Origin of the sequence: Bacillus sp. FSL K6-0138 (assembly GCF_037982765.1) — a bacterium.
GTDB classification, from domain to species: domain Bacteria; phylum Bacillota; class Bacilli; order Bacillales; family Bacillaceae; genus Bacillus; species Bacillus glycinifermentans.
In genome coordinates this window covers 2213498-2227575 of record NZ_CP150286.1, presented here as the reverse complement: position 1 = coordinate 2227575, position 14078 = coordinate 2213498, and the positions used below count along the sequence as shown (strand labels likewise).

14 protein-coding genes and 1 other annotated feature are annotated in these 14078 nt (G+C 47.1%); of the genes, 4 read left to right on the top strand and 10 right to left on the bottom strand.

The window, feature by feature from the left end; all coding sequences use genetic code 11:
• Nucleotides 1-44: 44 nt before the first annotated feature.
• The 4 genes from MHB78_RS11835 to MHB78_RS11820 all read right to left on the bottom strand — a co-directional run bounded on the left by MHB78_RS11835 (nucleotide 45) and on the right by MHB78_RS11820 (nucleotide 2164).
• On the bottom strand, nucleotides 45-419 hold the full coding sequence (locus tag MHB78_RS11835; RefSeq protein ID WP_046129543.1) for a DUF2294 domain-containing protein: 375 nt from the start codon (nucleotides 417-419) through the stop codon (nucleotides 45-47).
• A 711-nt stretch (nucleotides 420-1130) separates the two neighbouring features.
• Nucleotides 1131-1475, bottom strand: a complete 345-nt coding sequence (locus MHB78_RS11830; protein WP_046129545.1) for a PH domain-containing protein — start codon at nucleotides 1473-1475, stop codon at nucleotides 1131-1133.
• 269 nt (nucleotides 1476-1744) lie between these two features.
• Entirely contained in the window at nucleotides 1745-1894 is a 150-nt protein-coding gene (locus MHB78_RS11825; protein WP_157759341.1) for a YozQ family protein, read from the bottom strand.
• 66 nt (nucleotides 1895-1960) lie between these two features.
• Nucleotides 1961-2164: a DUF6501 family protein gene (locus MHB78_RS11820; RefSeq protein WP_046129546.1), complete on the bottom strand. Its 204-nt coding sequence runs from the start codon at nucleotides 2162-2164 to the stop codon at nucleotides 1961-1963.
• A gap of 276 nt (nucleotides 2165-2440) precedes the next feature.
• Here MHB78_RS11820 and MHB78_RS11815 point away from each other — a divergent pair, with 276 nt between their 5' ends.
• Nucleotides 2441-3925: an aldehyde dehydrogenase family protein gene (locus tag MHB78_RS11815; RefSeq protein ID WP_046129547.1), complete on the top strand. Its 1485-nt coding sequence runs from the start codon at nucleotides 2441-2443 to the stop codon at nucleotides 3923-3925.
• Nucleotides 3926-4060: 135 nt separating this feature from the next.
• On the opposite strand, the gene MHB78_RS11810 is transcribed toward MHB78_RS11815, so the two are convergent.
• The 4 genes from MHB78_RS11810 to MHB78_RS11795 form a co-directional block, all read right to left on the bottom strand.
• A complete protein-coding gene (locus MHB78_RS11810) occupies nucleotides 4061-4597 on the bottom strand; it encodes a GNAT family protein (RefSeq protein WP_046129548.1) in 537 nt (178 codons plus the stop codon).
• A 20-nt stretch (nucleotides 4598-4617) separates the two neighbouring features.
• The gene (locus tag MHB78_RS11805) at nucleotides 4618-5028 is read right to left on the bottom strand and encodes a cytidine deaminase (protein WP_046129549.1); all 411 of its coding nucleotides are present in this window, start codon (nucleotides 5026-5028) and stop codon (nucleotides 4618-4620) included.
• 275 nt (nucleotides 5029-5303) lie between these two features.
• The gene (tyrS, locus tag MHB78_RS11800; RefSeq protein WP_099047107.1) at nucleotides 5304-6476 is read right to left on the bottom strand and encodes a tyrosine--tRNA ligase; all 1173 of its coding nucleotides are present in this window, start codon (nucleotides 6474-6476) and stop codon (nucleotides 5304-5306) included.
• A gap of 104 nt (nucleotides 6477-6580) precedes the next feature.
• Nucleotides 6581-6799 (bottom strand) — a binding site (T-box leader).
• The gene (locus MHB78_RS11795; protein ID WP_099047108.1) at nucleotides 6793-7302 is read right to left on the bottom strand and encodes a MarR family transcriptional regulator; all 510 of its coding nucleotides are present in this window, start codon (nucleotides 7300-7302) and stop codon (nucleotides 6793-6795) included. Its footprint overlaps the feature before it by 7 nt.
• Nucleotides 7303-7443: 141 nt before the next feature.
• On the opposite strand from MHB78_RS11795, the gene MHB78_RS11790 reads away from it, so the two are divergent.
• Nucleotides 7444-9336: a prenyltransferase/squalene oxidase repeat-containing protein gene (locus MHB78_RS11790; RefSeq protein ID WP_046129551.1), complete on the top strand. Its 1893-nt coding sequence runs from the start codon at nucleotides 7444-7446 to the stop codon at nucleotides 9334-9336.
• A complete protein-coding gene (locus tag MHB78_RS11785; RefSeq protein ID WP_046129552.1) occupies nucleotides 9333-10175 on the top strand; it encodes a superoxide dismutase in 843 nt (280 codons plus the stop codon). The genes MHB78_RS11790 and MHB78_RS11785 overlap by 4 nt, the downstream gene beginning before the upstream one ends.
• A gap of 23 nt (nucleotides 10176-10198) precedes the next feature.
• Here the strand turns inward: MHB78_RS11785 and MHB78_RS11780 are convergent, their stop codons facing one another.
• Complete coding sequence (locus MHB78_RS11780; protein ID WP_082094039.1) at nucleotides 10199-11554, bottom strand: sodium-dependent transporter; 1356 nt, start codon at nucleotides 11552-11554, stop codon at nucleotides 10199-10201.
• 219 nt (nucleotides 11555-11773) lie between these two features.
• Here MHB78_RS11780 and MHB78_RS11775 point away from each other — a divergent pair, with 219 nt between their 5' ends.
• On the top strand, nucleotides 11774-12745 hold the full coding sequence (locus MHB78_RS11775; protein ID WP_046129554.1) for a bile acid:sodium symporter family protein: 972 nt from the start codon (nucleotides 11774-11776) through the stop codon (nucleotides 12743-12745).
• A 46-nt stretch (nucleotides 12746-12791) separates the two neighbouring features.
• On the opposite strand, the gene odhB is transcribed toward MHB78_RS11775, so the two are convergent.
• The gene (gene odhB / locus MHB78_RS11770; protein WP_046129555.1) at nucleotides 12792-14063 is read right to left on the bottom strand and encodes a 2-oxoglutarate dehydrogenase complex dihydrolipoyllysine-residue succinyltransferase; all 1272 of its coding nucleotides are present in this window, start codon (nucleotides 14061-14063) and stop codon (nucleotides 12792-12794) included.
• Nucleotides 14064-14078: the final 15 nt, after the last annotated feature.

Here is a 14078-nt window from a genome sequence, read left to right as displayed (position 1 = left end):
GCTTATCTTTAACTCATATACATGTTTTAAAGATCTTCCGTTTTTTATGAGAATTTTTTTTGCAGGTCATTTGCCAATTTAAACACCATGATCCGCTCGCCTGTGCGCGTGCTGATATCCGTATGAAAGCTGATCGTATCTTCACCGGTCAGCTCTTTCATAATGCGGTTCAATTGTTCCCGGCCCGATTCCACCAAGCCAGAGCGGGTTCTTTTGACCGATAACAGCCCTTCTTTTGTACTGCAAAGTTCGTACTCGGCGGGCGTTAAAATGCCGTTCAATGAAACGATGACCATATTTCTGAGAATATCTGTTTTGACAGACACGGACCCCCGTCCCAAATAGTCTTTTTCCCATTGGGTTAAGGCTTTGCTGATTTCAGCTTCCAAAGACCCTTTCGTCAATTTCTGTTTTTCCAATGTTATATCCTCCTAAAAAAACGGTATATTTCTTTTCCTCATACATAAATATAGGGAAAATGAAATATACCGTCCTATCAAAATCTTTATGCCATGCATGGTAAAGAACACTTTTTCACGCGGTCATAATGGCATTATAACCGAATGCTAAAGCTCTTTTTGCATGAGATTGCGATTATTGATTTTACGGATTACTTTTTTTAATATCATAGCTTTTAAGATTTGTAATGTCAATACCATATTGTTTTTGGATGGAAAAGGCATATTTTAGGTCAAGGGAAAGAGACAATATCCTCGGCCGTTATGAAGCTGATACGAAAGCAATAAATTTTACAACGCAAAAAGTGTGTCCTGGAATCCTGGCACAGGAATTTTTTCATGCCATTGACAGCGACCTCTTTTGATAGCATCAACACGATTTCGGAAATCGGTATGAATAGAGCTATATAAGTGAACAATCCTGTTAAAGAAATCGTTTCATGTTATCAATGCTGCAATTCATCAGCCTCTGAAACAGAAAAAAGAAAAGCAAAACATCAAAATACTGCACTTGCTGTGGATCAGTCGGCTAAATTAAACTGCGGTGTCGGAGAAGCTTATCAGCTCATCGTCCCTGTCGGTTCTCGGCTTGATTCCGATTTATTGATTCCACGCCGGCATTGTAAAAGGCAAATCAAAAAGGCCGTTCTTTTGAACAAGCCTTTCATCGCTTTATGCGCATAAGTATTTTGACAAAAGCGCTTGAATTTCAAGCATGTCGGTATCCTTTGTAAACTCCAGGTCAAAGACTTTGCTGCTTGTCATGAGCGAAAGAGAGGAATCAGGATTGAACATGCTGACTTCCCTGATTGCAAAGCCTTCAATTGACTTGTAAGGAAGAAAAACACGGACTTTCTTTTTGGAAAATAATTTGTTGTCAAAAAAAATAATCCGCTTGTTGGTAAAACAAATTTGATCAATTCTTAGTCTGCAGACAGATTCAATCTTTTCTCCTTCAATAAGCAGCGGTTCAAATTTTTTGCCGTCTGCTGTTTTGCTAGCTGAAAAAACGCCCAATCAAAACCCCTCTTTCTGTATATCTAATTTATGTTAATGCACAAGGCAAAAGGATCTCTTCGTTACTATTTAGAATACGATAACACCGTTTTATAAACAATTACGAGCAGATTACATTTCTTTAACTCTCTATGTATGTTTTTTATCTACCAGTTAATACGCGTAACAAGAACTAAAGGTTTCAACTTTTTTCAGATTTTTTAGTTCGCCATCCCGTGCCTGACAAAAGACGCACAAAACCGCAGGAAATGATTATCCTGCGGTTTTGTTCAGCGATCTCCGCCTTCTATCGTGCTTTCCATATGCGTATCGGACACTTGCTCTTCTGTTACAGCCATGCCTTCCGCTCCTGCTTTATCGCTGCGGCCGGCTTCTTTCTGAAGGAGCTCCCGAATTTCCTGGTCGCGGTTTTGTTTCACCAGATTCACCCTTTCAATCGTGATCATCTTTTAGTATTGATGATCGTTGGGAGAATCATTCAGCCCTCAGACCTCTTTAAAGTATTCTTTGTAATAGCCGCCCACTTTGCCGGTGTTGTCGATAATAAATAAAAATTCTTCCGTTTCATTTTTGACTTCATACGTTTTCCCTACGGTCAAAGCTCTGTCGACAATGTATTTTTTTGCGTCGGTGTGAATGCATGTTACTTTTTTCAACGTTTTGTTGTTGTGCCATTTTTCGTGGATCATACTGATGTCTCCTTTTAAAAAACGATGTATAAATTCCATTGTAGCGTTTTTTTGCCGAATTGCAACGATGCACCGTCCAGGGCGGCTCCTTCTCTAAACTGCAAATGAATATTGATTTCAATTCATTTTCTGTTATAGAATAGTGGTGTGCGATTCCAAAATCAGCAATATATCCCACCTTCGGCATCTCATTGATCCAACCACCAATCACACCAGCACCAGGAATAACTCACAAGAAGACAGACCAAAATTTTAAGGGAGGTTTGTTTCACAAACATGAGTTCTTTAACGATGCAGGTCAGTAAAAGGCTGGAGTCATTTTTGCAGGGAACGAAAAAGCTTTACATTAACGGAGAATTTGTAGCGAGCGCTTCAAACAAAACGTTTGAAACCCCAAACCCGGCCACGGGAGAAACACTCGCTACATTGTATGAAGCGGGCCCTGAAGATGTCGACAAAGCGGTAAAAGCCGCCAGGGAGGCTTTTGATCACGGGGAATGGCGGACAATGCTCCCGGCCGAGAGAAGCCGGCTCATGTACAGACTCGCCGATCTGATGGAGGAACACAAGAACGAATTGGCCCAGCTTGAAACGCTTGACAACGGAAAGCCGATCAGCGAAACATCCGCAGGGGATATTCCGATGTCAATTGAACACATGCGCTATTACGCCGGCTGGGCGACGAAAATAACCGGACAAACGATTCCTGTAAACGGACCTTATTTTAACTATACACGCCATGAGCCTGTCGGTGTGGTCGGGCAGATCATCCCTTGGAACTTCCCGCTCCTGATGGCGATGTGGAAAATGGGTGCAGCTCTGGCAGCCGGCTGTACAATCGTCTTAAAGCCTGCTGAGCAGACTCCCCTTTCCGCCCTGTATCTGGCCGAGCTCGTCGATCAGGCCGGATTTCCAAAGGGCGTGATCAACATCATCCCGGGCTTCGGAGAAACAGCCGGGGAAGCGCTTACAGACCACAAGCTGGTCGACAAGCTGGCATTCACGGGCTCGACCGAAATCGGCAAAAAAATCATGGAAAAAGCGGCAAAAACCGTCAAGCGCGTCACCCTCGAGCTCGGCGGAAAATCGCCGAACATCATCCTGCCTGATGCAGACTTGAAAAAAGCGATTCCGGGAGCGCTGACCGGCGTCATGTTCAACCAGGGCCAGGTGTGCTGTGCAGGTTCGCGCGTATTCATCCATAAAGACCAATACGATAAAGTCATCGATGAAATGGCCGCATATGCAAAATCCATTCGTCAGGGTGCTGGGCTTCACGAAGATACGCAAATGGGACCGCTTGTCAGCAAAGAACAGCATGAACGGGTTCTTTCATATATTGAAAAAGGCCGCCAGGAAGGCGCGAAAATTGCCGCCGGCGGAACATGCCCTTATGAGGAAGGATATTTCGTCTCTCCGACCGTGTTTACGAATGTTGAGGATGACATGACGATCGCAAAAGAGGAAATATTCGGCCCTGTCCTGGCCGCGATCCCTTATGAAACGGTCGACGAAGTCATCGAACGCGCCAACCGGACGGAATACGGGCTTGCCGCCGGTGTTTGGACGGAAAACGTGAAAAACGCCCATTATATAGCAGACCGCCTGCAAGCAGGCACCGTTTGGGTCAACTGCTACAATGCGTTTGACGCGGCATCGCCGTTCGGCGGCTATAAACAGTCCGGCCTCGGCCGGGAAATGGGATCATACGCTTTGGATAATTATACTGAAGTGAAAAGCGTATGGATCAGTATGGAGTAGCATCTTTTTTCCACCAAGGCAAAACACCGTCCACATTGTGGACGGTGTTTTTTGTTCGGAATTATCCTTTGTTTCGGCTCATTTCAAGCTGTTGCTGCCGCGCCCCAGCCTCTGCTGTTTAAAAACAGGGAGAAGTCAATCGCTTTTTCGCCTGTCATATTCTTTTTTCAGGATCCCCATGATGATTTCGTCTGAATATCGACCGTTCATATAAAGGGCCTCCCTCAACGTTCCTTCCTTTTTGAACCCGGCTTTTTCGTATGCTTTCACACCCCGGATATTATGAGAAAACACCTCGAGCTGAAGCCGGTTTAATTGAAACTTCTCAAAAGCAAACTGCTGCGCCAGTTTAACGGCTTCAGTGCCGTACCCTTTGTTGAAATGGTCCCGGCCGTGGAGCGCAATTCTGAATCCGGCTTTCCGGTTGACCCGGTCGATGTCCAAAATCGACAAATCGCCGATCGTCTCATCGCCGTCCTGTAAACAAATCGCAAAATCATAACGTGTACCATCATTTGTGATCCGTTCGTAATGATCATATAATTCGTCCATTGTAAAGACGCGTCTTGTTCCGGTCATATACCTGATGTCATCATCCTGGACGGCTCTGTAGAAGCTCTCCATATCTTCTTTCCTGACGGGTCTTAAGTAAACGGTTCGGCCTCTTTCCATTTAGACTCTCCTCCCCTTGATTACGCATCAGTTTCTTGATATGCAGCAGACCAGTGAAACGGCTGAATCTCCTTTAATGCTTTAAAGACAAGGCCGCCGTCAGGGACGGTAACAGCCGCTTTCACCTCAGACCCCCAATAAAAGAGCCTTTCCTGGCATACCCCGCAAGGCGTGAGCACTTTATATCCGGAATGTTCATCATCTCTGACGACGCAAATGGAATGCGTGATCTTCGCGCCCAGCTTGTGCGCTTCTAAAATGGCGCCTGTTTCAATGCATAATTCTGTAGAAGCGTTGATGACCTCCGGTGCAACGCTCGTGAGGATTTTACCTTCTTCCGTATACATCGCGGCCGCTCCGCCCCATCCGGAAGGGTACCTTGCGTTAATGAGCTCAACAGCGGCTTCATACAGCGTTTGTTCTACCTTCATTTTTTTGACCTCCATTATTTGTGTGTCCGGTGCAGCTTGTATATGTATCCCTTTAAACGATACCTGATTTTTCCCACGGGGTAAACAAGTTTTACAGGCTTCGTTTAATGGCGATGGCCGCCCCCTTCCTCTTTTGGATCCGATCCGAACGATTTCAGGTTCCTGAGCAGAAACACCGCCGACAATCGCCTGTTTAATCGGTCCTCCGCTTTCCGCGTATGAAAGACAAAACGGCGGCTTGAAACTCCAGTGTTCAAAGCCGCCGTTTCTGTTTTTTATGAAACTTTTAACCTGACAAATTTTCGTTTTCCGACTTGTACGATTAAATCGTCTTTAACGATAACCGTTTGCTGCAGATCATCGACCCTTTCTCCGGCAATTTTCACCCCGCCGTTTTGGATCATCTTCCGGGCTTCGCTTTTAGAAGGCTGCAGCTTTAATTCAACGAGCAAATCGATGACCGGGATGTGTTTTACGCCTTGCCAGCGAACTTCAGGCATTTCATCAGGGAGGCTTCCTTTTTGAAAAACTGCGGTAAAGTGCTGTTCGGCTCGTTTTGCTGCTTCAGCGCCATGGTACATTCTGACAAGCGTTCCCGCCAAAAACATTTTGGCGTCTTTCGGATGGTCTGCCTGAAGTTGTTTGATTTGTTCAGCCGAAAGGTCTGTTGCAAGTTCAGCATACTTTGTGATCAATTGATCAGGGATGGACATCGTCTTTCCGTACATGTCATTCGGGCTTTCATCAATGCCGATGTAATTGTTCTTCGATTTAGACATCTTTTCGATCCCGTCAAGCCCCTCCAATAAAGGCATCAGTATGGCAGTCTGTTTCTCTTTTCCGAATTTTTCTTGAAAATGCCGGCCCATTAAGACGTTGAAATGCTGATCCGTTCCGCCAAGTTCAACATCCGACTCCAGTACAACAGAATCGTATCCCTGCATGAGCGGATAAAAAAATTCGTGCAGCGAAATCGGTTTTCCAAGCGCCAGCCGCTCTTCAAAATCGTCTCTTTCCAAAAGCCGTGCCACCGTTATTTTTCCGGCGAGCTTTATAACGTCTTCAAAATGTAACCTGGACAGCCATTTTGAGTTGTAGTGGAGTTCTGCTTTTTCCATATCGATGATTTTCCCAAATTGCTCAAAATACGTTCGGGCATTATGCTTTACTTCTTCATCTGTCAGCTGCTTTCTGGCGGCCGATTTGCCTGTAGGGTCGCCGATTTTCCCTGTGAAGTCACCGATAATCAACTGGATGTTATGACCGTTTTCCTGAAATTGCCTGATCTTATTTAAAACGACGGTATGGCCGAGGTGTACGTCCGGAGCTGAGGGGTCAAGACCAAGCTTAATGTTCAACGGCCTGCCGGAAACGACCGATTTGGCAACCTTAAGCTCAAGATCTTCGGCCGGTATGATGTCCTCTGCTCCTTGCGTGTAGATCTCCATTTGCCTCCTTACTTCTTTGATTTGGCTTTCTGAAAGCTGTTCCAAAACATGACTCACGTTAATTTCCTCCTTTTTAAAAATAAAAAAAACACATCCCTTCTGTGAAAAGGGACGTGATTTTTGCCGATTGCACGCGGTACCACCCTAATTGAAGAACATGATCGTTCTTCCGCTCATTCGGTATAACGGTCCGCCCGTTCTTTGTTCACAAAGAAAGCTCAAAGGGCGGTAATTCATGATGATCTTTGTGCCGGTTCACACCGTCCACCGGCTCTCTTGATACAGGGAAACCATCACTACTAAGACCCCATCATCGCTATTCATTATTTCTGATGATTTTTCGGAGCAGGCCGACCATAACCTTTTGCTCTTCTTTTTCAAGACTTCCGGCGAGTTCGGTTTCGCCTTGATGAAAGCGGGGATACAGATTTTCCATTACCTCTCTCCCCTTTTCGGTAATGGCGACGTAAACGATTCTCCTGTCCCTTGGATCGGTTTTCCGAGAACAGAGCTCTTTCCGCTCCAAGGTTTTCGTGATATTTGAGACTGTCGCTTTGCTGACCCCCGATGTTTCCGCCAGCCTTTTCGTCTCCATTGACCGCCATACCCATAAATCATAAAGGATCGAAAACGCCGTCCATGACAATCGATGCTCTGAGAGAACCTCCTGCTCCATTTTATTCTTCAGGAGCTGTGCTGTGCGGTATAAATTGGCACAAACGGCAACCGCCTCTAAATTGAGCTCCTTTAATGGCAATTTGGTTAATGCATTGATGGCATCCTTTTCTTCCGGAAGCAATGTTCCGTCTTCATCAAATACGTGGATCACACATCCCTCCTTTAATTTTCAAAATCGTTAGCTATGAAACGATGTTAACAGAAATGCCTCTGACATGCAACAGCTTCTTTATCATGATGCATGACGAATCATGCAGGCGAATAGATTAATATGAAGGGGATGAGAAGAATGCATTCTTTACTGGAAGAGGTAAAAGCGTTCAGGCAAAAGACTCTTGAACAACTTTTAAACAAACAGAAGCCGGACGGATCGTGGAGGTTTTGTTTTGAAGGGTCTGTCATGACGAACAGTTTTTTGATTCTTCTGCTGACTTCTCTCGGGGATCATGACCCTTCTCTAACCTCCGCTCTTGCCAGACGAATCAGGTCGAAGCAAGATGGTGACGGGACGTTCCGAAATTATCCGGATGAGACAGCCGGAAATTTGACGGCGACTGTGCAGGGATATACCGGCATGCTGGCTTCAGGATTGTACAACCGCTATGAACCGCATATGCAGAAAGCGGAGGCGTTTATTAAATCCAAAGGCGGATTAAAACGCGTCCACTTCATGACGAAATGGATGCTTGCAGCAAACGGATTGTATCCGTGGCCGAGACTGTATTTGCCGCTGTCTTTTTTGCTGATCCCTCCGGTTTTCCCGCTGCATTTCTATCATTTGAGCACATATGCGAGAATTCATTTCGTTCCGATGGCCATCACGCTAAATAAAAAATACTCGCTGAAGAACGAGCAGATCGGCTCGCTGCGCCACCTAGATGAAAACATGTCAAAAAATCCGCTGGAGTGGCTCAGCATCCGCTCTTTTCATGAACGGCGCTATTACCCCTTCAACCTGCAATGGAAAGAACTTTTAAAGGGGCCGGTTTACGTTCACAACCTTGGGTATGAAGCAGGAAAAAAATACATGCTGGACAGAATCGAACAAGATGGTACGCTGTACAGCTATGCGAGCGCGACGATATTTATGATTTACAGTCTGCTTTCACTCGGGATCTCAAAACACGCACCCGTAATCAAAAGAGCGATCAGCGGGGTGAAGGGGCTGATTTCTCCGTGCGGAGGAGGCGATGGCCTTTATTTGGAAAATTCCACATCAACCGTCTGGGATACAGCATTATTAAGCTTTGCGATGCAGGAAGCCGGAATGCCCGGAAAAAGCTCTGCCGTCTCCTCTGCGGCGGACTATCTGGAAAAAAGGCAGCATGCCAAAAAAGCGGATTGGGCCGTTTTCAATCCGCATGCAACGCCGGGCGGCTGGGGATTTTCGAATATCAACACGAACAATCCGGATTTGGACGATACAGCAGCGGCGTTAAAAGCGATACCTTTTAACAGACGAACGGCCGACTGGAACCGGGGACTCGCCTGGCTCTTGTCGATGCAAAACAGGGACGGCGGTTTTGCGGCCTTTGAAAAAAACGTCAACCATCCTTTGATCGGAAGTCTGCCGATCGAGTCGGCGAATGAGGCTGCAGTCGATCCGTCAACCGCCGATCTGACGGGCCGCGTTCTGCATTTGCTCGGCCTTAAGGCGGGTTACAGGGAGGACCATCCCGTCATCAGGCGGGCGCTCCATTGGCTTTACCACAATCAGGAGGAAAACGGTTCATGGTACGGCCGCTGGGGCGTCTGCTATATTTACGGAACATGGGCGGCAGTGACCGGGATGAAAGCAGTCGGCGTCCGGGCGGACGATCCGGCTGTCCAAAAAGCTTTGCGCTGGCTTGCGTCTATTCAGCTTCGTGACGGAGGCTGGGGCGAATCGTGCAAAAGCTGTGTAATCAAAACGTTTGCACCCCTTCCCCACAGCACGATCGTTCAAAGTGCATGGGCGCTCGACGCGTTGCTGCAATATACGGACCCGCTCGAACCGCATATTCAAAAAGGAATCCGTTTTCTCATCGATCAAAGCCGGCATCAGCCTAAGCACATCGTTTATCCGACGGGCATCGGGCTTCCGAAGCAATTTTACATTCGCTATCACAGCTATCCCTTCGTGTTTTCTCTGCTGGCTGTAAGCGCGTTTATTAAACAAATGGAAATGGGGGAGAAACATTGAACAGAGACGTATACAAAGAGGAGCTGGCGTCTTGGGCCAACCGTCTGAAGGAACAGGTGAAGCATGATCCTTCTTTGGAAAGCCGGTTAGATGGGTTGTTTCGATCGCTGGATGATGCCGATGCGACTGAGCAGGAATGGTATGAACAGGCTGAAGCCGTTTATGAGACAATCAGCCGCAGCAGCGCTCAAGAGAACCGCCAGCCGTACAGGATGGTTCCGATCGGCGGCCATCGTCTGCCAAGGCTTCCTTATTCGTATTCGGCACTTGAGCCTTATATTTCGAGAGAGATCATGTTTCTTCATCATACAAAGCATCACCAAAGTTATGTCGACGGTCTCAACAAAGCGGAACGGGAACTGCAAAAGGCGCGGCAGACGAAACAGTACCAGCTTGTAAACCATTGGGAAAGAGAGCTCGCATTTCACGGAGCCGGACACTATTTGCATACGATTTTCTGGTATGCGATGAATCCGAAAGGCAAAAGAAGGCCGTCCGGCGAACTGCTGGAGATGATCAACAGATCGTTCGGCGGTTATTCTGCCTTTAAGGAGCATTTTACAGAAGCCGCCAAACATGTCGAAGGAGTCGGCTGGGCAATACTCGTATGGGCGCCGCGCTCGCATCGCCTCGAGATTCTGATTGCAGAAAAACATCAGATGATGAGCCAATGGGACGTCATCCCGCTCCTTCCGCTTGATGTATGGGAACACGCATACTATCTCCAGTATCAAAATGAAAAAGCGAAATATGTGGACAATTGGTGGAACGTCGTAGACTGGCGGGAGCCGGAAAGGCGCTTTGTGCAGGCGAAACGCGTCCTGTGGGAACCTTACTGACCGGAACAAAAAAATCCCTAAACTCAAAAGTTTAGGGATTTGAAGACTCCGATTACATCTAAAAAGACAATAATGATGACGACTGGCGCCACGTAGCGGATTAATAGAAGCCAGACGGCGAACCATTTTCGCTTGAGATTAGAGCCTTCTTTTAATTCGGCAAACAGCTCGTCTTTCGGTATTTTCAGCGGAACGAAAACGGCGATTAAAAAGGCGCCGATCGGCATTAATATGTTGCTGACGAGATAATCTGACGCATCAAAGATTGACAGGTTGAAAATCGTGACATGCTGAAGCACTCCGTACGATAATGCTGCAGGAATTCCGAACAGAAATATCGCGATGCCGCCAGCCCAGGCAAAGATCCGCCTTTTTCTCGCATCCCCTTTTGACAAAACGGAGACCAAAATTTCAAGCATCGAAAAGGCTGAAGTGAGCGTCGCAAATAAAAACAGGATAAGAAACGCCAATAAAAAGACAATTCCAAACGGCATCTGATGGAATACGGACGGAAGCACGTTGAATAAAAGCATCGGCCCCGCATCAGGAGATAAACCGAATGAAAACACTGCAGGGAAAATCGCAAATCCCGCAAGAATCGCCACTGACACGTTTAACAATGTGACCGAAACGGCCGACTGCACCATATTTTCTTTTTTGGACAAATAAGCGCTGTATGTCACCATGACAGACACCCCGACGCTCAAAGAGAAGAAGGATTGCCCCATGGCAAACAGCACCGTCTCGGCTTTTATGCGGGAAAGGTCAGGCTTTAAGAAAAACTCGATTCCTTCCATTGCCCCCGGCAGCGTGACCGAGCGGACAATCAAGATCAGAAAAATGATAAAAAGGGCCGGCATCATAAACCTGCTCGCTTTTTCAATTCCGCTGCTGACTCCTTTTGCCACAACAATGATTGTAATGATGATAAAGATAAGCTGGCTGACAAGGACGAGAAACGGATCTGCAATCGTTTGTCCAAAAAGGTTCGCATAATCCGTATTTTTTGAAAGTTCTCCCGTCAGTCCTTTAAAGATATAAATGATAATCCAGCCGCCGACGACGCTGTAAAAAGACAGCAGAATAAAGCACGTGACGATGCCGAGCCGCCCGATCAAATGCCACAGCGAGCCGGGCGCAAGCTCCTTGTATGATTCAACGGCGTCTTTTTGCGTCTTTCTGCCAATGATAAATTCAGCCAATAATAACGGAAGCCCGACCAATAAGGTAAAAAGGATAAAAATAAGTAAAAACGCCCCGCCGCCGCTTGTTCCGGCAACGTAAGGAAACTTCCATATCGCGCCGAGCCCGATTGCCGAGCCGGCTGAAGCTAAAATAAAGCCAAGCTTTGATGACCATGAATTTTGATTATTTTCCACTAAAGCACCTCTTCTTCTCAGGACAACCCTGCAAATCATGCTACAAAGTATCATTTTAAAAACGATTTCTGAATCCGTCAAGTTTTCGAATAATTCTTTTAGTTTACATAATAAAATTATTGGCCGTGTATTTTTTCGGTGTTGAATTATTCAGAATATTAATTATAATAATAGGACACGAATTTTGTTAGATTTTCTGCACAGTAAGGAGCTGGACAAATGAATTATTTAGTCAAAATCAGTCAATTTACAGGAAAGACCTTTGCCATATGGGTGATCCTCTTTGCGGTGCTCGGGTTTGCATTTCCTTCGCAGTTTACATGGATCAGCCCTTATATTACGATTCTGCTCGGCGTCATCATGTTTGGGATGGGGCTGACCCTGTCAGCGGACGATTTTAAAGAACTGCTGCGAAAACCCCTTCACGTGGTAATCGGCGTGATCGTCCAATTTACTGTCATGCCCCTCACTGCTGTTGCGCTGGCTTACGGACTCAACCTTCCGCCTGACATTGCCGTCGGCGTCATTTTAGTCGGCTGCTGCCCCGGCGGGACCGCCTCAAATGTCATGACCTATTTGGCAAAGGGAAATACGGCGCTGTCTGTCGCGATCACGACGATTTCAACATTGCTGGCGCCTGTTTTGACACCGTTTCTCATTATGCTCTTCGCAAAAGAATGGCTGCCGGTATCCTTCGCATCGTTATTTGTCTCGATTTTACAGGCTGTACTGCTCCCGATCATTCTCGGACTGATCGTCCAGTTTATCTTTAAAAAACAAGTGGAACAAGCGGTGCAGGTGCTTCCGCTCGTGTCGGTCATCGGGATTGTCGCGATCGTTGCGGCCGTCGTCGGCGGCAATCGGGACAATATCATTCAATCCGGGCTGCTGATTTTTGCGGTTGTCGTCCTTCAAAATGGGCTCGGACTGCTGCTCGGCTTTTTGCTGGCAAAATGCTTCAGGATGGATTATGCTTCGCAAAAAGCCGTCTCAATCGAAGTAGGCATGCAAAATTCGGGTCTTGGGGCGGCGCTGGCAACCGCTCATTTTTCACCGCTGTCTGCCGTGCCGAGCGCGGTGTTCAGCGTCTGGCACAACCTTTCAGGTTCATGGCTTGCGACTTACTGGGCCACAAAAGCAAAGAAGCAGAAGAATGCGTCCGAAACCTCGCAATCTTCCGCCGTTTCATAAACAAAAAAGCTTTGGCCGCTCATGCGGCCAAAGCTTTTTTTTGATTTTATCCCTCTAACAGAAGCTGCTCAGGATCTTCGAGCAGGTTTTTCACGGTGACTAAAAAGCCGACCGCTTCTTTTCCATCAACGATCCGATGGTCATAAGATAAAGCGATGTACATCATCGGACGGTTTTCAAAGCGCTCTTCATCGATGGCTACAGGGCGCAGCTGGATTTTGTGCATACCCAAAATTCCGACCTGCGGGCTGTTCAAAATCGGAGTCGACAGCAGCGATCCGAACGTTCCCCCGTTTGTAATCGTGAAGGATCCGCCTTGAAGTTCGCCGAGAGACAGCTTGTTGCTTCTCGCTTTTTTCGCCAGCTCAGCGATGTCTCTTTCGATATCTGCAAAGGTTTTTCGATCCGCATCGCGAACGACTGGGACGACAAGACCTTCAGGAGCGGCGACCGCGATTCCGATATCGTAAAACTTTTTGATAACAAGCTCGTCGCCTTGAATTTCCGCGTTGAGAAGCGGGTATTTTTTCAGGGCAGCCACGACGGCTTTCGTAAAGAAGGACATGAATCCAAGCTTGACATCGTGCTGCTCCAGGAATTGGTCTTTGCGGCGTTTTCTGAGATCCATGACTGCCGTCAAATCCACTTCGTTAAAAGTCGTCAGCATAGCGGCGGTGTGCTGAACTTCAACGAGGCGTTTGGCAATCGTTTGTCTCCGGCGGGACATTTTCTGCCGTTCAACCGGTTTTTCAGAATTTTCGGCATTTGCGGCCTTTCCTTGAGGTTTAGGCGCGGCCGGAGCTTTTGGCGGCTGCTCGTTCTTTTGATAGGATTCAACATCTTGTTTTCTGACCCTTCCGAGCGGATCGCCAGTCGGAATTTCCGATAAATCAATGCCTTTTTCCCGGGCCAGTTTTCTGGCAGCAGGAGAAGCGATCGTTCTTGTTTTCGCAGCCTCTTCCCGGCTTTTCGCTTGATCCGTCGTTTCGGCTTTCTCTTGCGCCGGCGCGGGCTTTTCTCCGGAAGCCTCTGCGTTCTTCTTGGCATCAGCCTGTGGTGCGGAATCACCGCCTCCTTTTGCTTCGCCCTCTGCAATCGTTCCGATTACTTCACCGACCTGAACCGTGTCACCGGAGTCTTTCAGCACTTCCTGAAGCACTCCGGACTGTTCTGCCGTCAATTCAACGTTGACTTTGTCGGTTTCCAGCTCGAGCAGGAATTCCCCTTGTTCCACGTAATCTCCCGGTTGTTTCAGCCATTGGGCTATCGTTCCTTCTGAAATTGATTCCGCTAATTCAGGTACTTTAATTTCCGCCATTTTTACAGTTCCCCC